This window comes from Paracoccus marcusii (assembly GCF_028621715.1).
GTDB lineage: Bacteria > Pseudomonadota > Alphaproteobacteria > Rhodobacterales > Rhodobacteraceae > Paracoccus > Paracoccus marcusii.
Genome location: NZ_CP117466.1, coordinates 1,739,439 through 1,763,603 on the forward strand (window position 1 = coordinate 1,739,439; position 24,165 = coordinate 1,763,603).

A 24,165-nucleotide genomic window follows, 5' to 3' on the forward strand; every position below is an offset into this window, starting at 1 on the left:
AGCCGCACGCATGTGCCAGATCTGCGCCAACCTTCGTCCCTATGACAAATCCTGCGCCGGGTCGGAGTTCGCGGGTTCCACCGTCGATCTGCTCAGCGCGACGCTGCGCGAACAGGGCGACGCGCCGGGGGGACGGGGAACCCCCTATCGCATGGCGCCGGGGGACGTGTTCAACGGCACGGTCGGATTTTCGGGCGACAACGACTGGGTGGCCGTCCGTCTGGAGGCCGGCACGACCTATCGAATCGCCCTGAACGGCATCAGCCTGTCGGACCCCCTGCTGGAACTGCGCGGCCCCGATGGCCGCGTGGTCGCCGTGAACGACGACGGGGGGCCGGGGCTGGACAGCCTGATCACCATCGCGCCCACGCAGACCGGGACCTATTACGTGAACGCGGGCGCCTATTCCGCGGGCACCGGCAGCTATCAGCTGGTCGTGACCGAGGCGCCCGTGCCCCGGCCCGCCCCGATGGCAGAGCTGGCCACCTATCTGACCGACGGCTTCTGGGCCGATACCGGACAGTCCGCGCGGTCCTTCGACATGTCGCGCGACAACATCATCACCTATGACTTCAGCGGCCTGACGCCGCAGGGCCGGGCGCTGGCGCGCGACGCGATGCAGGCCTGGTCGGCAGTCGCCAATCTGCGCTTCGTCGAACAGCGCGGCGATGCCGACATCACCTTCGACGACAACCAGGACGGGGCCTTTGCCCAGTCGACGATCATGGGCGGGCGCATCCTGCGGTCGTCGATCAACGTCTCCACGGACTGGATCTCGCAGGATGGCGCACGCATCGGCACCTATTCCTATCAGACCTACGTGCACGAGATCGGTCACGCGCTAGGCCTGGGGCACCAGGGCCTCTATAACGGCAGCGGCAATTTCGCCGATGACGCGTGGTTCGTGAACGACAGCTGGCAGGCCTCGGTGATGTCCTATTTCGGCCAGGACGAGAACCCCAACATCGCCGCCAGCGGCGCCTATCTGGCGTCGCTGATGCCCGCCGACATCATCGCCATCCAGCGCCTGTACGGCGCCGCGGGTGCGGGGTCGCTGACCGCGGGCAACACGGTCTATGGCGTGGGCCATACGCTGGGCAGCAGCTGGCTGGGGCGCGTGTTCTCGGCCCAGGACGGGGGCTCTCATCAGACCGTCCAGAACGCGCGCGGCGTGGCGATGACCATCTATGACGCAGGCGGCCATGACGTTCTGAACTTCTCCAACGACGGACAGGCGCAGCGGGTCGATCTGCGTCCCGGGGCCATGTCGGACATCTATGGCCTGCGCGGCAATCTGCAGATCGCCCAGAACACCGTGATCGAGGGCTATGTCGCAGGATCGGGCAATGATGCGGTCCATGGCAACGCTGCCGGCAACGTCCTGCGCGGCATGGGCGGCCACGATCGGCTGTCGGGCGGATGGGGCAACGACATCCTGCATGGCGGCGCGGGGAACGACACCCTGCTGGGGGATGTCGGTGCGGACCGGCTGTTCGGCGATGCCGGGAACGACGTGCTGACCGACCTGCAGGGCGACAATGCGATGGCGGGCGGGACAGGGGACGATCGCCTGACCGCGGGGGCCGGACGCGACAGCCTTTATGGCGACGATGGCGCGGACATCATCCTTGCGGGGGCGGGCGACGATTTGATCCGGGGCGGGGCGGGGTTCGACACGGTCCGCGCCGGTGCCGGCCATGATCGGGCCGAGGGCGGCCTGGGCAACGACATCGTCGATGGCGGCTGGGGCAACGACCGCCTGTTCGGCCAGCAGGGCAACGACACGATGGTCGGCGGGCTGGGGGCTGATTCGATGGCGGGCGGACTGGGCGCGGACACGTTCCGGTTCTTCTCTGCCGCCGACAGCAGCCTTGCCGCGCCGGACCTGATCGTCGATTTCGACCCCGATCGGGACGTGATCGACCTGCGGGCGCTGGATGTCGACTATGTCGGACGCGGGCCGCTGGCGGGGGATGCCGCGGTGCGGTGGGACCACGCGAACGGGATGACCCGCGTGCTGGTCGACGTGGACGGCGACCGCCTGCCGGACATGCTGATCCGCCTGAGCGGCAGGCTGCAGCTGGACGCCGACAGCTTCCTGCTGTGAGGCGGCCCGCGCGGGGCTTGCAAATTCCCCGCGACCGGGTCCATCTGCCTGCCAACACCGATGACAAGGACCGGCCATGGCATACGCACAGACCCTGACCCCCCGCCCCGGATTGGGCCTTCCCGGAACCGGCGCACTGGTTGTCCTGGCGCTTGGCACCATCGCGCTGGCGCTGACCCAGGGGGCGGCGCAGGGCGCGCTGTTCCTTGTAGGCGGCGCCTTGGGCATGTCGCTGTACCATGCGGCGTTCGGGTTCACCTCCGCGTGGCGGGTGTTCATCCTGGACCGCCGGGGCAGGGGCCTTCGGGTGCAGATGCTGCTGCTGGCCATGGCGGTGGTGCTGTTCTTTCCGGCCCTCGCATCGGGAACGCTGTTCGGGAACGAGGTGCGGGGCCTGGTCTCTCCGGCCGGGCTGGGGGTGATCGCGGGGGCGTTCATCTTCGGCATCGGCATGCAGCTTGGCGGCGGCTGCGCCTCCGGCACGCTGTTCACCGCCGGGGGCGGCAATGCGCGGATGCTGATCACGCTGGTCTTCTTCATCGTGGGGTCGGTGCTGGGCACCGTCCATTTCGACTGGTGGGCCAGCCTGCCCGCGCTGGAGCCTGTCGCATTGTGGCAGCCGCTTGGTCCCTGGGGCGGGATCGCGCTGTCTCTGGCCATCTTCGGGACGATCGCGCTGATCACGATGCGGGTCGAACGCAACCGCCACGGCACGCTGGAGCAGCCCCCCGAAAGTGAGCGTCACGGCATGGCGCGCTGGCTGCGCGGGCCCTGGCCGCTGGTCGGTGGCGCGGTGGCGCTGGTGGTGCTGAACTTCCTGACGCTGGCGATCTCGGGGCGGCCTTGGGGCATCACCTCGGCCTTTGCGCTGTGGGGGGCCAAGATCGCGCAGGCCATCGGCATCGACCCCACCGCCTGGGGCTACTGGCAGCGCCCCGCCAATGCCGAGGCGCTGCAGTCAAGCGTGGTCTTGGACGTCACCTCGGTCATGGATTTCGGCATCATCGCGGGGGCCATGCTGGCCGCGTCGCTGGCCGGTCGGTTCGCGCCGTCGCTGCGGATCCCGCTGCGGTCGGTGATCGCCGCGGTCGTGGGCGGGCTGATGCTGGGTTACGGCGCGCGCATCGCCTATGGCTGCAACATCGGGGCCTATTTCTCGGGGATCGCGTCGGGCAGCCTGCACGGCTATCTGTGGGCGGTGGCGGCATTCGCGGGCAACATGCTGGGCGTGGCCCTGCGCCCGTGGTTCTTCATGGAACGCCGCACCAGCCGCGCCGACGGCTGAGATGGACTGGCTGGACTCCGTCGACGCCTATTGCGAACGCACCGGGCCGGAATACTGGTCCGAACCCGTCAATGCGCTGACCAACCTGGCCTTTCTGCTGGCGGCTCTGGTCATGGCGCGGCGCCTGCGGGGACCGGGCATGGCGACGGGGCACGTGCTGGCCGGGGTGCTGTTCGTCATCGGGCTGGGGTCCTGGCTGTTTCACACCCATGCCAACGGACTGACCGGGCTGATGGACGTCCTGCCGATCCTGACGTTCATCCTGATCTACGTGTTTGCCGCCACACGCGACTATCTGGGCGCCCGGCCTTGGGTCGCGGCGCTGGTGACTGCTGGGTTCATCCCCTATGCGGCGATCACGGTGCCGCTGTTCGCGCAGGTGCCGGGGCTGGGATCGTCGGCCAGCTATGCCCCGGTGCCGGTGCTGATCCTGGCCTATGCGGTCCTGCTGCGGAACCGCCAGCCGCGCGTGGCGCGGGGCCTGGCGATCGGGGCGGGGCTGCTGACGCTGTCGCTGACCTTCCGCACGCTGGACCAGGCCAGCTGCGCCGTGCTGCCCATCGGCACGCATTTCATGTGGCACATCCTGAACGCGACCATGCTGGCATGGATGATCGAGGTCTGGCGGCGGCATCGGATCGGTTAGGGGATCTTGGTGCACCCGAAGGGACCTCGCAAAGCGTGCTAAAACAATTGATTGTATTGGAAACATTGCTGTTTCAACTTCATAAGATTTCAATGGCTTAATAGTCACTTTGGAAACGATCTACTTAGCCGCTATGAGCGACTGCATCGGATGATGCCCCGTGGACCGGACACCCTTCGTGTTACTGCAACACTAGCACGCGCTGATGTAACTACTCCTTAATATTTCGATGGGATTGTGATCATGGCGATGGAAACTGGGAAATGTATAGTTATATGGGAGCACTATGAACCAATGGTGAGGTGCGCGTGGCATTTGTATGTGCAATCGACGAGGACTCGCAGGGTGTAGAACTCACGGTCCGCATCGACGGGGACAACGCCTATGCTCACATTTGCTTGGGGCATGATGACGAAACGGACGCGATCTATAATGTGTTTGTGCACATGCCGCCGTACTTGCCGCGTCCGAACGGGAGAGACATCCACTTCTCCATTGTCGAGACAGTGATTGAGGACGGCGAAGAGCTCGTGTACGAGTACCGCGACGGACAAGAAACGCGCTTTCTTGATGCTACGGCTCGACGAATAGCTCTTTGGTGTGTAGTGACTGCAACGAACGCGCTGGCACTACAGCTGCAACCTGACACTATCGTGATGACTACGATCACTGAAAATTTGCCCAAGAAAGCGTTAGATAAATATTGGACGATTTGTCGTGAGCTACGTGACGTAGGCTACGACGGTCGGCGCGATAGTCCTTTCCTAGGAACGCAAATTTGGATTATGAGTAGAATCACGGACGAAACTTGACCGAACCTGACACGTTACATCCGTACGTAGCTCCGAAGGGAGACAAGGACCATGAAAGCACCTATCGACCGCGAACTTCAGATTGAGATCATGAAGCACGCAAAAGAACGTTCTGACGCGCTTTCCGCTAAGTGGAAGGCTGACGAAGGCGTGCGTGCTATGCTCCGCCGTCCGTCGCCCAAGCAAAAAGCACCGGACGCGCCATCGGAGGTCACAACGGAAGTGCGCTTGCGAAAGTGCGCTTAGATTTCACGAAGCTGAATGAAGACTTGAGCCCCGCAACCGCGGGGCTTTTCTTTTAGATTATTTGATCATTGATGCTACTAAGAGACGCCCACGGTTTCCGTGGCGATTTGAAGTCCTGCCGGGCCTACCAGCAGTGTAATATTTTCCTTAGAAATCAGTGCAGGTGTCCCACGCTGGAACAGGGCGTGGGACACCTTAGCGATGATCCGGCCAACCATGGGGCTTGTGCCCCCACTTGTCAGACGCCCGTGAGCGGACCTCGTCCAGCGCTTCAGGCATCGATATTGAATAGCCGTTCTTTGAGGGCATCGTGATGACCGACCATGCCCATTAATCACGACCGAGGCGGCTGCTCTGCTGGTCGTCCAGCATGACACGGCCGACCACCAGGCCATTCCGGAGAGCGACCCAATCTTCAACGTTAAGTTCGGAAATACGTTTTCGGCTCCAGTGCGTCATGACTACAAAGATAAGACGTCAAGGATCGAGCTGCTATCTGGTTCTGGAAAATCGAGTCGTGACACGCATGGTCGGGAAGGTACATATCAGGAGGTGGTAGCGCGAAAAAAATACGTAGAGGATGTTTCCATTCCTAGCGCACTAACGCACACCTAAGCTACCAAAGATTGAATCGCCAAAGATCTGGCACGGAGAACATAAGATGGCTCGAACATTCACGATTGCCGATATAGCCGCTGAAACTGCCGCTGGAGCCTTGATGAACGCGGCCAATGATATTGCTTCAGTTGTTGCACGCAGCACCTGTGGGTGGAATGCGCAGCAAGATCCCTTCTATGAGCCGCTTTCTCTGACAGAGGAGCAGATCAGTGAGCAGATGGCGAAAGCCGAGGCTTTAATGAATGCGGCAGCTCAAATCTTAGGTACCAACCAGAGGACTTGGTCAGATAAACTGCTTGAGAAAGCTAATGCTGATATAGCGGAACAAGCAAAGAAAATTACCTCCATGTAAATCTTTGACTCTTAATATAATTAATTAAGAGGCGGCCATCAGATAATTCAGGCGGAACAGCAAATGTTTAAAGACTGGTTCAAGAAAATTCCGTCTTTTAAAGATAAACCACTAAAGTCTACAGTGTCATCGTACAATATTCATAAGTCTGAGAACCTGTTCATTTCAACTGAAAACTATCATCTAGAAGCATTTATTTACGATTATAGGAGGCTTGTCGTTTCATTTGAACCTTTTAATCCGAATGCCACAGCTGATGGGTATCGAATGGGCTGGGGATCACCCCTTTTTCGTTCCCAATGCGTTTCTCACCTTTGCATAAAGCCGAAAGTTTCGGACTGGTATAGAGGACCCGATCTTCTAACAGCCTTCGCTGAATTAAAAGCTGGTGGCTTCTTTCAGGCATTTGAAACCGTTGTAACCTATGGCGGCTCTATGGGCGGTTATGCTGCCTTGGCATTCGCGGATGTCGTAGGTGCAAAGTTCGTTTTCTCCCTGAACCCGCAGTCGACCTTGGATAAGACAAAGGTGCCTTGGGAAACACGGTTCCACCAAGGCTGGCATCAGGACTGGTCAAGCGCTTACGCTGAAGCTCGCCAAGGGATCGAGAATGTTGAGAGAGCATACATCGCTGTAGACATGCGGGAAGAATTGGACCGGAAGCACGTCGACAGGATAACGGGAAGTAACGTACAGATTTTAAATATGCCGTATGTTGGCCACATGATGCCACTTCATTTCCAACAAGCGGGAATTTTGCGATCTACTCTTTCACAGATAATGGATGGGAACCTGAACCTTAGCGATTACAGAAGCAAAGCCAGGGCGCGGAGAAATTTGAGAGCTTATTATGCGACCTTGTTATCTCGTCAGCGAGTGCAAGGAAGTGAAAAGTTCCGCAGTATTGTGGAGGACCATAAAGAGCGTAGAACTGGTCACTATACTGATTAGTAGTTTACAGACTCCTCGCAAAGCTCCTGTCTCCTTCCATCCGATTAAAGTGGGAGGAGAACTTGGCGCAAGAATTTCTGGTTCAGCGCGGCGGCTTCGCGGACACTCCCGGGACCTTGTTCAACGCAGTGGTCAGAGCATCGGCTTCCACGACTGCCTCCACGGCCTGTTTCTTGTTCCATACCGCCCGCGTCTTGCCGAGCATGCGCTCAATGCCAGCCCACAGCAGACCTGCCACAGTGATCACCGCATAGACTGTCTCCGCCGTCACATCGATCGGCATCGGAAACGGCAGGCCGAGCATCAGCGCCGCAGCCGCGACGAAGGCCACACAGGCGACGATGAACGAACGGTTGGTGAAGGCAAGCGACCAGCGCTTGTCTGGCCCGGCCAGGTGGTTCGCTTGGTCGATAAGCGCGGACAGGTCGCGAAGGGTCTTGAAGAGCATCAGCGGGTTCATGGTCATTTCACTCCAAAATAGGCCAGCGCGGCAGCAGCCAGCGCAGCCAAGATGTAGATGGCGCCCTTAGCAGGGCCGGTCGTGACAGGGGCAGATGGGGACGGCAGGGGCTTCGCCGGGATGCTGTCGATGACGGGCGGCCGTGCGTTGGCCGCGGCCCACCAGCTGCGCACGTCGAAGCCGGGGCACTGGGTGGCGCCCAGATCCCGGTGGCCGACGACCTGGGCACCGGGATGCTTGGCCAGCAGCTCGCGGACGAGTTTCACCGTTGCGGCTTTCTGCGCCTCGGTGCGGTTATCGACGCCGACATTGGGGCCGGTCGCCCGCTCGATGCCGCCGATGCAGCAGATGCCCAGGCTGCCGGTGTTATGGCCCGCGACATGCGCGCCGACGGTCGCGTCCTGTCGGCCCTTCTCGACGGCACCGCTGCGCCGGATCACGTAGTGGTAGCCTACGTCGTTAAACCCGCGCGCAAGGTGCATCTTGCGGATGTCGGCCACGCCGTAATCCTGGTCGGGATAGGTCGCGCTGTAGTGCAGCACGATACTTTTTATGGGGAAGTGCGGCATGGCTGCCTCCTCGTGGGTGTGGACATGAAAAAGCCCCGCACGACGGCGGGGCGGGGTTGGATTCGGGCAGCGTGGGGCTAAGGTCGCCTCAGCCGCTCCAAGCTTATTCTTTGCAGATCGGTTAGGCGGCGCCGGGGGGATTGGGCTTTCCGGTGCCGCCGCATCCATTCACCGGCTGCCGCGCTCTCGCAGCACCTGGGTGTCGGTATAAATACGGCCCATCAATCGGTCCTGATTGTCAAACCGTTCGTCGACCAGCTTGCAGTTCTCGTCGGCCTTGCGATCCAGCCGGTCAAATCGCGCGCCCATCTGAAGGCTGCCGTCGTCATGCTTGCGATTGAGCTCGCGCAGCTCCTTTAAGATGTACGGCGTCTGATCTGCTGGAGGCAGCGGTTGCCCAACGTCCACAGGGCTCTTCTTGCTGCCCTTGTACGCAGCGCCGATGGCGCCGAGGATCACCGTGACCAGCGCGACAATGCCAGCCCATGCCGTTTCACCCAATCCGTTTAGCGTGTCCAACATCGGCGCCGGTCCTGTAAGCTGCGAGAAGATCGAAGACGCAAAGGACTGCATAGAGCCCTGCGCCGGTGGACAGGGCGACCTGCTGGCCCGTGAGATAGGGCACCGCGAACATCACGGCGAGGAACCCGAAAACACCTGCACCGATGATTGCCCCGACCATTCGCAAGATCGGCGAGCGTCGCCATGCTCCGTTGATGTAGAGCCCTGCCATCCTCATGGCTGCAATCCAGGAGAGCGGCATCGCAATCGCCGCCTCGTCCAGCCCTGCGTCTAAGAAGCCGGAGAAACTGGGGCTTGAGGCCAACGTGTCACCTGGTAGCGCAAGGGTCAGGGCAAAGACCAGCAGAGCGCAACTGGTTAGCCACTCCAAGGCGCGGCCGTGCTGTAGAAGGACATCTGACATTCTGGTCATGCGGGATTCTCAGCCGCGCGATGGCGGACGGTAAGATCAGCCATCGTGGCCTCCGTGAAATGGGTTGGGGTTCATGCCCGGCTGTCGGGCATGAAAAAGCCCGCACGCGGCGGATTATGGTGGTCCGAGTAGCAGCGCCTTAGACGCGCCTATGGCATCGAGGGCAGCAGGAAGCCGTGAACGGTCATCCGGCTTTCGCGGCCATAGTCGGTCGCGCTCCAGCCCGCCCAGTTCGCGTGCCGCTCGATCGTGGCGAACGTCGCCATGCCGGTGGTCACGTCCCAGATGAAGCCTGCGCCCATGTCGGCCAGGTGGACCGTCTCGAAGATCTCGCCGTCGATCGAGAACTCGCAGCGATCGGCGAACAGTTCGAATTCCAGGCGCTGCCGAACGCCCGGCTTGAACGCGCCCAGGGCCAGCTTGCGACGATTCGAAGAGGCGCGGCCGCCGCCCGTGCGCGGCATGTGGACGGCCGGGGCCCAACCGATCACGCCGTCACGCTTGACCAGCTCGAAGTCCAGCTCCTTTCCGTTGGCCGCATGGGTGAAGAACGCATTGACCGCGTCTCCGGTGTGGCTGGTGACCACGGCGCCGCACTTGCCCCGTGCGACGGTCGGCCGGTTCAGCTGCAGCGCGCCGTTCAGCCATTTGCCGCCTTCCATGCCAGCGCTGATCGTGACGGCTTTATCGTCTTCGTAGCGGACGCGGGAAGGCGTGCCGAGACTGCCGCCCACACCGTTGCCCCGGTCTCCACCGGCCCAGTTCGGCAGGAAGATGTTGATGCCGCCTTTGCTCGACCAGTCGTAGGAGAGGCTGCGGTCGATCTTGAAGTCCTGCACGGCGCGATAGCCGGCCGGGACCGTGAGTGCAGGTTCGGGCGTCGGCTGCGGCGCAGGGACCGGCTCCGGCGCAGGATCGGGTGCAGGAGCAGGGGTCGGCTCCGGATCAGGCGTCGGGGCCGGTGTTGCCGGTTCGGCCGCCAGATGGGCCTCCAGCAAGGCAGCGCCCTCCTTCAGCAGGGCTAGAAGGGCAGTCAGCAGTTGGCGGTCGGCCATGTCGGGTTCCTCGGGGGCTGGTTCCGGAACGGGGTCCGGTGTGGGGGTTGGGGTCGGCTCCGGGACAGGATCCGGCGTAGGGGTGGGCGTCGGCACCGGGTCAGGCTTAGGAACCGGCACAGGCGCGGGATCAGGGGCTGTGACAGGTGCATCCACGATCAGCGCCCGCACCGCGGCCCAGGCAGGGTTACGGTCGCCCAGCCAGCGTTGGAGGCCGTGGCAGATATTCTGGTCGGGCATCCGGCATTCGACCGACATGGCAAGCGGCCCGTCGAAGCCTACGGCATCGAGAGCAGCGAAGGTCGCGGCATAGACCTCGCCCATCTGCGGACTGACCGAGAAGGCATGGATGAACGATTGCAGGGCCGTGCTGCCGCCGACGCCATTCAGATGGTTGCCGACCTCGTAAGCGCCCAGCTCCATGCCGTACTTCGACGCCTCTGTGCGGTAGTGTCGCCACTTGGGCACCAGGCTACGAACCGTGCGGTCTGCGCCCCACGCGTTGCCCGTCAGCAGCTGGTCGCGGATCCGGTCGAAGGCCGCGCCCTGTGACAGGGAGGTGCGCCAACCCTCCAGCTGCGAGGCCCGGCCGCCATAGGCCATGCCGCCGTCGATCTGCGCATGCACGGTCAGCATGTCGATCACCGAGTGCGGCGCGACGTAGACCGGAAGACCTCGCGTCCCGCTGCGATCCCGCCATAGCGGCGCCAACAGGATGTCGGCCTCGCCGCCGACCCAGTCCGCCTGGTGCTGGACCACGGTGTGCAGCCGATCGTCGCCGGCCCAGACACGGCGCCAGATCTGCGCCATCTGCACCGACCGCATGCCGTACCAGTTCCGGAACTCGGACCCGGTGCTGGTGCCGAAGGCCTCGCGGCCCCGGGCGGCGCAGTAGTGGGCCTGCGGGGTGCCTGAGAAGTCCCAGGTCTTGGTGCTGTACTCGACATAGACCTGCCGCGGCGCGGGCATCAGGTCGCGGATCAGGGCTGCGCACTGGCGCATGTGATCGTCGGTGGCCGCGGTCGGCAGGCACAGCCACATCGCGGCATCGACCTCCCGACACAGCGCCGCCATCCACTCGTAAGGCACGAAGCGATGGAAGATCTCGTCGGTCGGCAGGGCGCGGCTGGCCCAGTCCGTGATCCGCAGCCCGCCCTGGCTCTCCGACGTCAGGATGCCGATCCACTCGTCGAACCGCAGGGCGTGATATGGGGCGACCTCGGTCAGGTACTGCCGACGGAAGATCTTGCCCTGATCGGCGTCGGCCCAGTCATCCTGGTGCACCAGCGAGATGTTCTCGATCGGTCCGCCTGCGGGCTCAATCGTCCGGACGATCAGGTCAATCCAGGACGCACCATTGGCAGTGAAGTCGAACTGGATCTCGTTCGGCGACACGCGGGTGATGTTTCGGGCGCCATGCAGATCAATGGTGCAGGTCCCGTCCCACCGCAGACGCTGGCGGCCGGAGCCGCCCGCCTCCGCCGGCATGTTGTGGAACAGGCGTGTGCGGAACCCGCCTGACCCCGGCGGGATCGAGATCAACTGGCCGCCGGGGGTCATGTGACCGGCCGCGACCAGCTGGTCCCATTGCGCGCCGCCCCGGTCGGCCTGCCAGGACCACGCCTGCTTGAAGGCGTTGATGAAGGGACGTGCGGTCTCGCCATTGATGACGCCGAGGCGCGCCGCGATTTCAGCGGTGGGCATGAAATGTCCTTTCTGGACGGTTTTCAGGAGAGGGTGATGCCTTTGGCTAAGGCGATGGCTCGGAGCTCGGCCTCGAACCCGGCAATGTCGGTCAAGGCGGCGTTTGTCGCGTATCCGAAGCCGATCATGTCGCCGTCTAGCAAATCGGTGTAGGCCGAGCCGGTGTACCGGCCTGCGATGGCAACCCCGGCATCAGGCGTAGCCTTGTTCCGAACAGGGTGTGAGGCGGATGCGACCTCCACCCCGTTCAGGCGGAGGGTCGTGGCCATATCACCCATGCGAACCACGGCCATAGCCCAATCGCCTATGACCAGAAGGCTTGGAGACGCGAGGATCGTTGCCGTATTTGCATTGCCGGTAAAAACGACAGCCTCCAGCGCTGCGGCATTAGCCCGAAACTGGTACTGGTTGGTCACCCCTACACGCAGGGCAGCTAGTGCTTGTGTCCCGGTGATCCTGTCCAGGCGGAACACGGCCCCGATCAGCAAGTCATCAGCGTTCAGTCCTGCGCCCGGCAGGATCATGTGGCTGGTCGTGCCGCTATGGGCGATACCAACAGGGTCAGTTCGCCACGTCGCGCCGCTGGCGCGGGTCATTGCGAGAGTGCCGCCACGCTGTGTGGGTGATCCATTGCCCTCGTTCAGATCAAAGAACCGGTTCACGGCATTGGATGGCCCCGGCGGGGCAATGACAGCGTAGTCGTCAATCAGAGCCTGCATTGCCGCGGCAATTGCCGCGTCGGACGCAGTCTTGGTGACATAGAACCGATTGCCGCTGGCGTTTACCGTCCAGGTGCTGACACCCGTGCCGTCGATCGCAATCGTTCCGGCTGCGGACAGGGTGTAGAGGGCCTGATTGCCATAGATGGCGTGATGGACCGTCGCCGGGTCCCATGATTGGCGGCGGCCACTCTGCAGCGTACCGCCATAGATGTTCTGGAACGCATCAAAGGCCGTCTTGACCGGATCATCGCCGTAAACCGTGCTCGGGGCTGGTCCAGTGAAAATCGTAGCCCCAACCTCCCCGCCGTGCGCATAGATGGGCGTGGGCCAGCTGCTGTACACAGCCTGCGACGAGGCCACGTCGCGGTTCATGTTGTACTCGGACACGCCGGTCGGGAAATTGCCCGCCATGGCCCACAAGCCTACGACCTTTGCCGCTACAAGCTCTGCGCCGGTAAGAGGTGAGATGCCATCGGCAGGACTGGCTAGCAAGCGAGCAGTCGAGATAGGCGCGCCGATGTCAATCAGCTTGACCGAGGCGCTCGGCGCTGCCGCGAGCATCGTCCGCAACCCGGCGACGTCGTCCTGGTATGCAGTTCGTGTCTGGCCGGGAACGCCGAACTCGTCACGCATCTGAATGCTGTATCGGTCGTTGTACGTTCCGACAGCGCCTTGGTAGGCGTAGACTGGAATGGACTGTAACCTGTAAGCGTCAAGATTGCCGCGAAGACCTGGCGCTGATGTAGAGACCGTTGAGGTTGTGACCACACCTAGCAGATTTATGTCACCTTCCTCATGCGCACGCGCCACAATAGCCATCGCTGCCGCGTCATCGCAGTCACCCGCGTAGTCCGTCAGAACGATGACCCGCTGTGCGGACGTATCAGCCGCCCCGCTGGTGGCCGTCTTCGTGTCACCAGGCGTGCTGTTGCCCACTGCGTTCACGGCGCGCAGGCGGATCGAGTAGCTCGTGGCGGCCGCGGGCATGGTCAGCGTACGGGGGCCGGTTCCAGCGCCACCAGGCAGCGCCGTCCACGTGCCCCCATTGGCGGAGTACTGGATCGCGGTGATCGGAGACCCGCCATTGGCCGGCAGCGATGCAATGTTCACGACCAGCTGGTTCGCCTCCAGACCGGTCGCCACCGACCAGTCGCCTGCCGCGAACTGAGACGGCGCAGCGGGAACAGATCGTACAACGGTCTCCGTATCAGTACCCTGGCTGTTCGTTGCGACCGCCGTTAGCGACAGACTGCCCCCCTGATCGCCAGAGACGATCGTTATCTGCTGACCCTGCGTCACCGCGATGGGTGAAACGCCGGGGCGGGAGAGTGTACCCGTAAGCACCGGAGTGGGCACACCCGACGCTGCACCCAAGTCGATTACAATCGTGCCACCAAGAGCAGTCGATCCTATCAGGGAAGGAGAAACAGTGAATTCCGGGGCAGACATGACCTGCCCGGACTCTATGAACTCAACGCCTTCCTGGAAGCGCAGGTTGAGCGTGGTGGTGACGATGGCATTTTGTTCAGTGCTGCCGATGTTCTCAATGCTCAAGGCAGGCAACATGCCCATTCCGTCGATGTATTCGACCTCACCCTCCACTGCATCGACAAAGAAGGTTCGGACAGGCAGCACCAACTGATCCCTGGCCCACCGCAGCAGCTTGTCGCGGTTGGAGCGCGCCAGTTGGGCGTTTATGGTCATGCCTACCGTCTGCGCGCCATAATCTAGCACGGTCTGGATCGGCAGCGTCCAATCCTCGCAGTCGCCGACATTGGTCTCACCAATGGCGTTCTCGATATTCAGGCTGATGCCGGTCGCGCCGCAGAAGTTGGTGTAGAAGGTCGGGCTCGCCGGCGATGCCGTCGGGTCCAGCGCGACCATCACGACGATGTCGCCGCGTTTGTGAAGGCGAGGGGTGGCCATTTATTCGATCCTCAATTTGGGCTGGCAATGCCGGCAGTGCTGTCGTCGCAAGCGCCGCGCACAGCAGCGCAGGGCACACGGTGTCGGTCATAAAAAAGCCCGCGCGCGGCAGGTCGATAGCAGAACGATTTATCGGCTGGTCAGTCCAAGGCGGAGGCGCAGGACGACATGCCCGGTCGTACTGGGCTGAGAAGGACGGTTTGCAAGCGGCCCCTCAGAGTTGCTGCAGGAAGGACCGCAGAGGCTGACCCGGCATCAGATGGTAAGGATCAAGCTGGGTGTCTCGGATGATATGGCCCATACGGGCATCTGCCATATACCCCCACACCCCACCAATCTGGTGCCCCGTCAAATCGAATGTCGAAGCGATCCTGATAACCCCGCCTGATACCTCCACTGACATTAGGGGGATTGGGGCCGTGACGGGATCGGCGCCGGGAGCTAGCGCGTAGATGCCGAACGGCGTTGCCCCATTCACGCGCGCCATAGTTGGCGTAAACGCAGCTCCGCCCCAATCGACCAGCAAGTTGACGGACCGTCCTCCCGCCCCAACCACGCTGCTTGTCACTCTCGGGCCGAGGGAATTCGTCTGACCCAAGGCGACATTCGCCCAGATACGGGCAAGACGCGCACCCAAAACCGCATACGACTGGCCTAAGTAATGAATGTCATCCTCGGGACGTTGCAGATCGTAGAACTCTGCTCCGTGGAAGGCCCACGACTCTGCCTCTATGGCGCGAAGGTATGCTACGCGGACGGCGTTGGCCCCTCTGTCGGGATTTCGATCATCGTGAGAACCGAGCGGGCAGGCAAGGATGCGGATGCCGGGATACCGAGCGCGGATGTAACCCCAGACCGCGCGGATTGTCGATGTCATCTGGGCGGTGGTGAGGAGCCCAACCTGAATGGCACCAGCGTCCGCCTCTCCCTGGCTCCAGATAACAAAAGACGGAGCTGGGCCACCTGCCGCGACTGCTGCATCGGCAGCATCAGTGAAAGTGGTCATGCAGGGCCCAGGTGCCCCGGCTATAGCATCCCACCAGTAATTCTCCGAGCCAGCGTTGACCGACCGCCGATCCAAGGCTGATCCGCCTGTGGCGCCATTAACCCACTGGACCGATGTCCGAGCAGGCGTTTGAAGCCAGTTCCGAAGACCCCAAGAGAAACCGCCGATGCCGCCGTTTCGGAAGAAAAGGTTAGCGTTCGACTGCCCGCCCATAACCAGCATACGATCGATGGGCAGATGCGCGCCAATCGTGGCGGTGTAAGTCGGCGCCGGGCCTGCGATTTCCTCGATGTAGAGATCCGCGAACATGGCCGAAACCCGCACGACGCTGACTCCGGTTGCCGTGGCAGTTCCGCCTGCGCGGCCGATGTAAGAACGACCGGCACCCGCAACCACTCGATCCCCAGAGCGCATGTAAATTTCGGCCTGGGTTCCGGGAATCATATTGCTGCAGTCGATGACGCCGTTGACGCCCTGTATCTGAAAGGCCCCGCGCTGATGATAGGGCTGGATCTGATAAGGCTCCGGCCCTGCCACGGGAACTGGTTGCAGCGAACCAAAAACAGAAGGCCCTGACACAGCCGACGCTGCGCGGATCGGCGCGATCGGCGACATCCTGCGCTCGCCATAGTGGGTTTGCGTCAAGACGTAATTGACCCCAGCCCCCTTGCGGACCAGATAGGGAGCGCCGCCCTTCAGCCTTACGGGACCGCCATCGATGGAAAACAGCGCGTTGGTTGCCGTTGTGGTACCGTCACTGATGGATATTGTCGGATTGTCCACCGTGCTGTCGACATGCGGCGTCCAGGTGAAGGTCTGGCCGTTGATCGGGATGCGGTCAGATGTGACGGTATATGCAGCACCGCTACCTCCAGACACCGCAGCGATAGGTTGAACATATCGCGCGGTTGTCGTGCTCAGGCCCCCAATAATTTCCTGTAACGCCTCCGGGTCACCCTGGGTCTGCGCGACCTCGATCAATGCCGCCCGAATTTCTGCCAATGCAGGATTGTGACGGCCGGACCGAGGGTCGCCAATCGGTAATGGCGCACCAACCGGAGCGTTCGGCTTTCCGTCGCCGGTAAAGCGCACGAAATCCCTGAACGCGCGGTTGATGGTGTCCAATACAGGCATGATTGACCTCGAATGCAAAAAGCCCGCGCGTGGCGGGCGGTCGTGAAGATGTTCAGGTAGTGCTAGAAGCTGGCCGAGATCGGCCCGATGGGGGCGGATGGGACGCCGGAACGGTTCAAGGTGCGAACCCAAAAGCGGCGGGTGCCGCTGATCCCGGTCATGTCATGAGTGTAGTTGTCGGGCCGACCGGCACTGCCCGCTACTGTGGCAATCAGGGCAGCTGCTGCGAAGTTGGTTGTGGCACCCATGAACACCTGCGTCCGGAAGTAGCCCGAGGCGGCATTGATCCAGTCGATGTACGCAGCAGCACCGGTTGCAACGACACCAAGACTGGAGGGCTGTGGTGGGGTGGTCGGATTTGCCAGCACTGTCACAGGGCCCGCCTTCCGCCAATCCCCATATCCCCGCCAGCGATAGCGAACCGTATAGATTTGGCCGTCATTCAGCACATCGCTCATGGCGCGCAATTGCGATGTCGTCATCTCGTCCCACTGGGGCTGTACGCCGGACCATGGGCCGACGGCGGCGAAGTCCCCCCTGGCGATCTGCGCGCGCAACTGCAGCCCGTCACGATCAGGATCATCGACTGACAGTGAGAGCCTCACCCCTTGCACGTCGCCCGAGATCGATACCTGCTCCTGCACCAGCACCGCGCCGGTTGGAACCGGATCGACATCAACAGGCGTTCCGATCTGAACCAATGTTGGCGGCATCGGCTGTTCGTTGGACGGAGGATGCCAGGGGTAAGGGTTAACGATACTGCCGATGCCGATCTCGCAGGTGGCACTGGCGATGTCGAAGCTATGGCTGGTGACCTCGAAAACACGATTGATCCCGAATTCTTCCGATACCACACGGATGGTATGGATCCCGTCACCCTTCGGGAAACGTGCCTTCAGCCCGACGAGGTTGGTCCGCAGCGTGCCGACATACTCGCGGCGGTCCTTGGCCTGCTTGATCTGCATCAGCCGCTGCAGCTGCGTCCCCGAGGGGCACATGTCCACGTCGAGCATGTCGGTGCGACGCGGCTGCGTGGCCATCGCCTCCTCGTCGACCAGTTCGGCCACCTGTGTCGGCTGATAGCCATGCGTCGGGCTGACGAAGCTGCCCTGCAGCACGTTGTAATCGGTAAATGGATCGAACCCGTCCGACATCTGAATGGACAGGATGTCCCGGTCAGTGATGGTGACGTCCGGCTCCGACCATGCCCCGCCGAGAATGCCGACCAGGCCGTCCGCCGTTTCGTAGATCTGCCCGTCGCACGTCGCCAGCATTCGGGCTGTCACGTCCTTCAGCGGGTCTTCGAGAGTGTAGTAGCCGCAAAGCCGATATCGGGGTTCCGTCCCGCCGGCGAGCAGTGGCACGGCCTCGCCTGAGAGGGCGACGAACGATGCCCAGGATGCAGCGTCCAGACGGGCCAAAGGGATCCCCCATCCATCTAAATGGGTCATGAAATCGCGGATGTTCAACCCGGCGTTTTCCGTATAGACGAGATCGCCCGCGAGGTTGCGGACCCGGACGCCGAGGATCTCGGCCTGCACCTGCGTCTGGTCGCCTTTCGGGAAGGTCTTCTGGAAGTCCTCGTCGGAGGGATCGCCCCAAACCGAACAGAACGTTGCCTGACCCTGCAGGCGGTGGTCGGCAGTCCAAAGTGTCGGGAATGCCTCTCGCGCGGGCGCGTAGTCGCCGCCCTGCCCAGAGCCGTCACGAAAGAACAGGTATTTGTAACGCGAGACTTCACCCGTCGTCGCATTCCAGCCGACGGGTTCACCATCGATCCAGAAGCGCAGCAGGCCGTCGACCCGACCGTGATGGATCACCACGACCTGGTAGAGCCGACCGTCGCGTGCCTCGAAGAGCGCCCTGATGCCGCCCATCAGGTTGCGACCATAGGCTCGACGGCGGGCGCCTTCCGGCTGGTTCAGCGTCGCCATCATCTCCTGGCGGGACGCCTGCGGGCGGCTCAGCGCCGCCGACGCCAAGGACCAGGTGACTGCCTGACCCGCCGCAATGATGGCACTGGCCGCAGTGGTGCCGAGAGCCGTCGTTACGGAGGCCCAGAAGGCCGTGGTTGCCAGGTACGTAAAGACGGCCATTCACTTCACCCATGCGCGTTCAGCCAGCCGATAGCCGAGCCGTGTCAGATCCAGCCCTGTGGGGCCCGTCGATAACTGTGTCAGCAGGGCGCCGCGTTCCTGGGCCCATGCCTCGAATGCGCGCAGCAGGCGCAGGCCGCTTCCGTCGCGGGCCCACCAGCCATGCTCCATGGCGATCAGTGCGGGGCTGATGACCGTGGGCTGCAATGATCCTGCAATGAACCCACCGCCGGAGACCCAGACAGCCGCGTCGGGGCTGGTGATCAGCTTCGCCAGTATGCCCGCCGTCCAGGATCGATCGACCGGCACAGGCCCACCCACGGCGGCGCGCAGATCCTCGATCATGTCCACGATGGGTAAAATGTCGTTTGCACCGGCACGGCGGATCATCCGCTGATCCTCCACCCGACCTCATACCCGTTTGCATAAAGCGGCAGCCGCTCAAGTCCCCGGTCGCCGGCGTAAAGTGCCCGCTGGTCCGGATCTGTCCAACGCCCGCGCGGTGGAGCGTTGCGGCGGAAGAACAGCCCTTCGGCCTCGATGCTGATCTCGCGCTTCGTCGAGCCCTCACCGGACCAGGGCATGCGCTGCATGGTACCGTTGAAGAGCGAGATGGGCGAACCTACCGGGTCGCCGGCCAGCAACTCGCCACCCCCGGCCGTGAAGGCGGCCTGTCGGATATTCGAGAAGAGCTGCAGGTAGACAGTCACCGCCCGGTCACGGACGCGGGCCTTGGCGTTCAGTGCCAGTGCGAACATCTCCGGCGTGGCTGCAACCTTGAAGGTCAGCTGCTTAGCCGAGACCTGGTAGGCCGTGCTGATCTTGCCGATGCTGACCAGATCGCCCACGCCCTGCCAGCGGTAGCCGCCGACATCGAGATCCCCGAATCCCGTCCACCACCGCTTGGGGCCGTCCCGGAAATCCATGAACACGAGCACCGCTTGTCCGATCCGGCCGTCTCGGAGCACCTCGTCCGGGATCGCCATCAGATCGTCGCGTGCGGGCATCAGAGCGACTCCATGAAGTTCACGGGGGTGCTGGGGCTGATCGACATCGCCTGGTCGATCAGCCCCTCCGTTTCAGACACCATTCTCATCTTGCAGACTGGGTGCTCAATCTCCAGGCGGGTGCCAGCCGGGGCGGCCGCCCGGAGTGGCGGCTCGATCATCACCCGATCTAAGGCGCTGGTGGGCTGCCAGTGGTGCTGCACCCGATGCAGCCTCTCGCCAATCGAGAAGAACTGCCCAGGCCGCAACCCCGTCGAATCGTTTACGGTCAGATCGAGTTCGGTGGCGCGCAGTGCAGCAGCCGAGGCCAGCACGATACGGTTCACAGGTGTTTTCTCGAAGCCGAAGTGCTCGAAGGTCTGTGCTTCTGCGATGTCGCCGGTTTTGCAGAACGGCAACGGCAATCCGCTCCTATCTTTGGGGCGATACCGCGACCGGCATGGCACAAGCGTGGTGCCGATCCGGCCCTGCATCTGCGCCAGGAACGCCTGCCATTGGAGGGTAGCAGCCTCACCGCGCAAAACGAACTTGGCGCTCGCCACCCATTTGCCCCGCATCGTGGGGATGATCGTCTCATCGCCGCTCACACTTTCTTCCGGTGCCAGAGATTGGCCGGCAATGTGGAATTGAACGTCCTGCCAGAGGCAAAGATGGGGAAAGGTGACTTGCATCACTGCTCTCGTTTCTGGTGTTCAGCCATGACAGACGGCACCCGCTCCAGCATCGCCTCGCCGGCGCGACGGATCTTCTCATCGAGGACACGGTCCCCCGTCGTTCCACGCAGGTCGAAGGTGAGAGCTACGGACTGGCTGCCGGAACCGTGCGTCTGGCCGCGGGTGAGATCGAGGACTCGCTCGTTTGGATGCAGCATGTGAAGCTGCCCGCCCTTGCCGTCCAAGCCGCCAGAGCGCGGACCGCTCCAGGTGTAGCCTCCGCCATCGAAGGACCGGACAGGGTTAAGACCAGCGACCTTCAATCCGGCGCTCAGGGCGTCCCCGCCGCCGAAGATGGTGCTAGTCACAGCGCCGAGCCAGCCCATGCCTCCACCCTTTGCCCAGGGTCCGCTATTGAAGAGCGCGGCTTGCAGTGCGGCTTCGGCAAAAGCCGTCGCAACATTTGCTAAGACGTCGGTAAAGCTCTGACCGGCAGCAATGCTGCGAACCAGACCTTGCTCCACCCGCTGCTGCTGGTCCGCCATGAACTGTTGCGCCTCGGCTGCGCGCCCTTCCGCGATCGCCCGTTCATTGGTGGCGACGATGTCCGCGGCCTTGGCCGCGCCCAGTGCTTCGATGGCCTCGCGATAGGTCATCGTGCCGTCGGCCAGCTGCGCGTCCAGGTCCACGTTGCGCCGCTTGGCATCGGCTTGCAGGGCCATCACGGTGCGCTGGCGTTCGATCTCTGCCGTGACCTGCGCGATCGCGCGGGCCTCGGCCTCAGGATCGAGGCGCAGCGCCTTGATGGCGGCCACTTGCTCGGCCTGCTGCCTGGAAAGGTCGTTTGCCTGCTGCTGGGTGATCAGACTGGCCGACAGCTGGTCGCCGTAATCCTTGGCTTGCTTGGCCAGGCGCTCCCGATCACGGACCTGTTCCTTTAGACGCTCATCTGCCTCACGCTGCAGCTCCGGGTCCATCCGTTCGATCGACTGTTGGCCGAGGGCCTGCTGGATGACCGCAGGAGATACGCCGCGCAGGCCCTCCCATTCATTCCGGAGGCCCTCGATCCCTTGAGGCATGCGCTGACGCAGCAACTGCTGCGCCATGCGATCCTGCATCTCGCGGGAATAGAGTTCGTTGCCGCTCAGGCCCAGTTCCTTGATCAGCCCGCGCATCGTGGTGCTGACGATCTGGTAAGCCCCGGCAGCCGAGCTGTTATGCGTGTTGTCCGGGTGCGCCAGCATCTGGCGCTGCATCTCCAGCACCTCGTTCAGGGTCATGTTCACCAGATCGCGCTGACCGCCGGTGTAGCGGCCGTTGTCGAGGGTGGCATTGTAGTTCCCACCGCTCTCCCGGCTCTTGATCAGTTCGAGGATGCCTCTCTGTGAGGCTTCCAGATCCTTGCCCCACTGTTCCAGGCTGTTGCCTGTGGCGGACTCGACGGCGCCGCTGATGACACCCCATGCGCCCTGCTGGATGCGTTTCTGCATGGCGACGAACGCGTCATCATTCGCGCGGCCGAGTGCCTGGACCTTGGAGATCTCGGCATCGATCAGGTCAAGCCGTTCCTGCGTGAGCCGCGCCGTCTCCTCGTTGCCGCTCTTGATGGCGGCGTCCATGATCCGTTGCGCCGATGCACGATCGTCCGTCAGCTTCTTCAGCTTGTCGGTGTCGGTTTGGTACTCGCTGACGATCCGGCGCTGTTCCCGGACCATCGCATCGGCGCCGGCTTCCACTTGGCGCTGCGCCTGCTGCATGACGGCGTAGACCTGGCTGCCCCAGTTCCCCAAGAAGTCGAGATCGGCTCCATCGTTTGTGGCCAGCTCGGAGATGGTAGCCAGCAGGTTCTCCGCATCGCGCGCGACCGCCTCCACGGAATTGGAGCTGTCCACGCGATTGATGGCCATCCGCAGCTTTTCGAACTGTTCCGCGCTGGCGCCAGTCAGATCCTTGACCCGCTGAAGGTCCCGCTCCATTTCCTTGCGGCGCATGTATTCGCGGTTGGGATCGACGGTACCGTCACCGCGGACGGGAAGAGGGTCCGGGTTCAGGTTCACGCCAAGAGGCGCGCTCAGGCCGCGGGCGGCACCCATAACATCTGTGCGCGCGCGGATCGCGCTCAGCATGGCCATCGCGGAGTTCGCGCGGGCCACCTCGTCCGCGAGATCGCCGTACTGGTTCCGCAGCTCCTCGATGGGCGTCATGGCCGCTTCCGCCGCGTCCACGTAAGCGTCCGTCGACTTGGTCAGGTCAGCGGTCCGCTCCTCCAGGGTCTCGCTGTCGGTGGCCACACGATAGAGGGCCGCGCCGAGGGGGATCAGGATCGCCGCGCCAGCACCGGCAAGGGCGCCCATCGCGCCGAACCCGCCGAGCAGCTGCGGAAGCTGCTGGCCGAGGGCCTGGACGGCCGACGTGCCGGCACCGACCTGAACGGCAAAGTCGCCGACCTGGTAACCGACCTGCTGCATGGCCCCGCCGTAGCGGCGCGACCCCTGCGCCGTCTGTTCGACGACCTCGGTGGCCTGCTTCATCTCGCGGGCTGCCGAGGCCACACGAGCGGTGTATTGGGTCTGGGTCAACGCGCCCACGTCCAGCGCCCGGTCCAGCTTCTTGACCTCAGCCTCGTACCGGCTCGCTGCGCGATAGGCAGGATCATAGGCCTTGGACAGCCGGTCCAGCTCTCGCGCATGCGCCCTGGCGGCTTGGGAATTGCCGACCTTGCCTTGTGCGTCCTGGAACGCCTTCTGCGCCTCCTCGCCGCGCTTCTTGAACGCGGCAACGACTTTGTTGGCGTCCTTGACGAGCTGCGCGTCCGAGAAGCCTGCGGAGACGACAAGATCCGGTTCTTCAGCCATCAGACCCCCTCAATTCCAAGTTCACGCATCCGGTCGATGCTCATGCGTTTGCCCTGCGGGGCCGTGTTCCACCCCTGAGAGCGGCCATAGCCGTCGAGGCATGCCATGAACTGCCAAGGGGTCATCTCGCCGACCTGCGCAGGCGAGAAGCCCATGACCGCCCCTAGTCCGTAGTAGGTGCTGAACTTCCAGCGGCCGTTTGTTCGTTCTCCGGTGTCGGCATCACCGGTTGATCCTCCCCCACGGGATCATCCGCCGGGCCGTAGAGACAGACCGACAGAACCTCCTGGACGGGGACCTTGAAGCTGATCAGGTCATGCAGTTCGAAGGCATTGCGCACCAGCTTCAGCGCCTCAACATGCGGCAGGCCGCCCCCGATCAGGCCGTTGCGCAGGACCTCGATCAGCTCGACCGCAAACCACTGCCCGGTGTTCAGCTTGTGCAGGAGATACTCAGGACCGCATTGCGTCTTTTGCTGGATCACCTCCAGCTCGGCGATGCCAAGGCGGAAAGCATGCTCCCCGCCCGGCCAGCGTATCGTCGCCGCCTGCATCAGGTGGCGTCCGTGAACTCCACGCCTTCCTGGAAGCGCAGGTTCAGCGTGGTGGTGACGACGGCGTTCTGCTCGGTGCTGCCGATGTTCTCGATGTTCAGGGTGGGGAGCATGCCCATCCCATCGACGTATTCGACCTCTCCCGGGACGGCATCGACAAAGAAGGTCCGGACGGGCAGGATCAGCTGGTCCTTGGCCCACCGCAGCAGCTTGTCGCGGTTGGAACGTGCCAGCTGGGCGTTGATGGTCATGCCGACCGTCTGTGCGCCGTAGTCCAGGACCGTCTGGATCGGCAGCGTCCAGTCCTCGCAGTCGCCGACATTCGTCTCGCTGATGGCGTTCTCGATGTTCAGGCTGATGCCGGTCGCGCCGCAGAAGTTGGTGTAATAGGTCGGGCTCGCCGGCGATGCCGTCGGGTCCAGCGCGACCATCACGACGATGTCGCCGCGCTTGTGAAGGCGGGGGGTGGCCATA

Annotated in this window: 20 protein-coding genes; 6 read left to right on the plus strand and 14 right to left on the minus strand. The window is 62.9% G+C overall.

Going from position 1 to position 24,165, the window contains the following annotated elements; genetic code table 11:
- The first annotated feature begins 10 nt into the window (after nucleotides 1–10).
- From PRL19_RS08645 to PRL19_RS08670, 6 genes are all read left to right on the plus strand, one after another.
- Nucleotides 11–2,107, plus strand: coding sequence for a M10 family metallopeptidase C-terminal domain-containing protein (locus tag PRL19_RS08645; protein ID WP_273742644.1), 2,097 nt, complete (start codon nucleotides 11–13; stop codon nucleotides 2,105–2,107).
- Between the two features lie 76 nt (nucleotides 2,108–2,183).
- A complete protein-coding gene (locus PRL19_RS08650; protein WP_273742645.1) occupies nucleotides 2,184–3,392 on the plus strand; it encodes a YeeE/YedE family protein in 1,209 nt (402 codons plus the stop codon).
- 1 nt (nucleotide 3,393) lies between these two features.
- Nucleotides 3,394–4,038 (plus strand): ceramidase domain-containing protein, encoded by a 645-nt coding sequence (locus PRL19_RS08655; protein WP_127898010.1) that lies wholly within the window; start codon nucleotides 3,394–3,396, stop codon nucleotides 4,036–4,038.
- 302 nt (nucleotides 4,039–4,340) lie between these two features.
- A complete protein-coding gene (locus PRL19_RS08660) occupies nucleotides 4,341–4,850 on the plus strand; it encodes a hypothetical protein (protein ID WP_273742646.1) in 510 nt (169 codons plus the stop codon).
- Nucleotides 4,851–5,757: 907 nt separating this feature from the next.
- Nucleotides 5,758–6,066 carry a hypothetical protein gene (locus PRL19_RS08665; RefSeq protein ID WP_273742647.1) on the plus strand — a complete coding sequence of 103 codons (309 nt, stop codon included), beginning with the start codon at nucleotides 5,758–5,760 and terminating at the stop codon, nucleotides 6,064–6,066.
- Between the two features lie 63 nt (nucleotides 6,067–6,129).
- A complete protein-coding gene (locus PRL19_RS08670) occupies nucleotides 6,130–7,017 on the plus strand; it encodes a hypothetical protein (RefSeq protein WP_273742648.1) in 888 nt (295 codons plus the stop codon).
- An 82-nt stretch (nucleotides 7,018–7,099) separates the two neighbouring features.
- Here PRL19_RS08670 and PRL19_RS08675 read toward each other — a convergent pair whose 3' ends face one another.
- From PRL19_RS08675 to PRL19_RS08740, 14 genes are all read right to left on the minus strand, one after another.
- A complete protein-coding gene (locus PRL19_RS08675) occupies nucleotides 7,100–7,477 on the minus strand; it encodes a hypothetical protein (RefSeq protein ID WP_273742649.1) in 378 nt (125 codons plus the stop codon).
- A 2-nt stretch (nucleotides 7,478–7,479) separates the two neighbouring features.
- Entirely contained in the window at nucleotides 7,480–8,046 is a 567-nt protein-coding gene (locus PRL19_RS08680) for an N-acetylmuramoyl-L-alanine amidase (protein ID WP_273742650.1), read from the minus strand.
- 168 nt (nucleotides 8,047–8,214) lie between these two features.
- A complete protein-coding gene (locus PRL19_RS08685; RefSeq protein WP_273742651.1) occupies nucleotides 8,215–8,568 on the minus strand; it encodes a hypothetical protein in 354 nt (117 codons plus the stop codon).
- Nucleotides 8,540–8,971, minus strand: a complete 432-nt coding sequence (locus PRL19_RS08690) for a hypothetical protein (protein ID WP_273742652.1) — start codon at nucleotides 8,969–8,971, stop codon at nucleotides 8,540–8,542. Before PRL19_RS08690 ends, PRL19_RS08685 begins: the two co-directional genes overlap by 29 nt.
- 158 nt (nucleotides 8,972–9,129) lie before the next feature.
- On the minus strand, nucleotides 9,130–11,739 hold the full coding sequence (locus PRL19_RS08695) for a hypothetical protein (RefSeq protein ID WP_273742653.1): 2,610 nt from the start codon (nucleotides 11,737–11,739) through the stop codon (nucleotides 9,130–9,132).
- Nucleotides 11,740–11,762: 23 nt separating this feature from the next.
- Complete coding sequence (locus tag PRL19_RS08700) at nucleotides 11,763–14,387, minus strand: hypothetical protein (RefSeq protein ID WP_273742654.1); 2,625 nt, start codon at nucleotides 14,385–14,387, stop codon at nucleotides 11,763–11,765.
- Nucleotides 14,388–14,601: 214 nt separating this feature from the next.
- A complete protein-coding gene (locus tag PRL19_RS08705; RefSeq protein WP_273742655.1) occupies nucleotides 14,602–16,527 on the minus strand; it encodes a hypothetical protein in 1,926 nt (641 codons plus the stop codon).
- 62 nt (nucleotides 16,528–16,589) lie between these two features.
- A complete protein-coding gene (locus tag PRL19_RS08710; protein WP_273742656.1) occupies nucleotides 16,590–18,623 on the minus strand; it encodes a phage tail protein in 2,034 nt (677 codons plus the stop codon).
- Entirely contained in the window at nucleotides 18,624–19,013 is a 390-nt protein-coding gene (locus tag PRL19_RS08715; RefSeq protein ID WP_273742657.1) for a hypothetical protein, read from the minus strand. It lies immediately after the preceding gene.
- Nucleotides 19,010–19,630 carry a hypothetical protein gene (locus tag PRL19_RS08720; RefSeq protein ID WP_273742658.1) on the minus strand — a complete coding sequence of 207 codons (621 nt, stop codon included), beginning with the start codon at nucleotides 19,628–19,630 and terminating at the stop codon, nucleotides 19,010–19,012. Before PRL19_RS08720 ends, PRL19_RS08715 begins: the two co-directional genes overlap by 4 nt.
- A complete protein-coding gene (locus PRL19_RS08725) occupies nucleotides 19,630–20,301 on the minus strand; it encodes a hypothetical protein (RefSeq protein ID WP_273742659.1) in 672 nt (223 codons plus the stop codon). The genes PRL19_RS08720 and PRL19_RS08725 overlap by 1 nt, the downstream gene beginning before the upstream one ends.
- Complete coding sequence (locus tag PRL19_RS08730) at nucleotides 20,301–23,138, minus strand: lysozyme family protein (protein WP_273742660.1); 2,838 nt, start codon at nucleotides 23,136–23,138, stop codon at nucleotides 20,301–20,303. The genes PRL19_RS08725 and PRL19_RS08730 overlap by 1 nt, the downstream gene beginning before the upstream one ends.
- Before the next feature lie 163 nt (nucleotides 23,139–23,301).
- Nucleotides 23,302–23,691: a gene transfer agent family protein gene (locus PRL19_RS08735; protein ID WP_273742661.1), complete on the minus strand. Its 390-nt coding sequence runs from the start codon at nucleotides 23,689–23,691 to the stop codon at nucleotides 23,302–23,304.
- Nucleotides 23,691–24,164, minus strand: coding sequence for a hypothetical protein (locus tag PRL19_RS08740; protein ID WP_273742662.1), 474 nt, complete (start codon nucleotides 24,162–24,164; stop codon nucleotides 23,691–23,693). The genes PRL19_RS08735 and PRL19_RS08740 overlap by 1 nt, the downstream gene beginning before the upstream one ends.
- Between the last annotated feature and the right edge of the window lies 1 nt (nucleotide 24,165).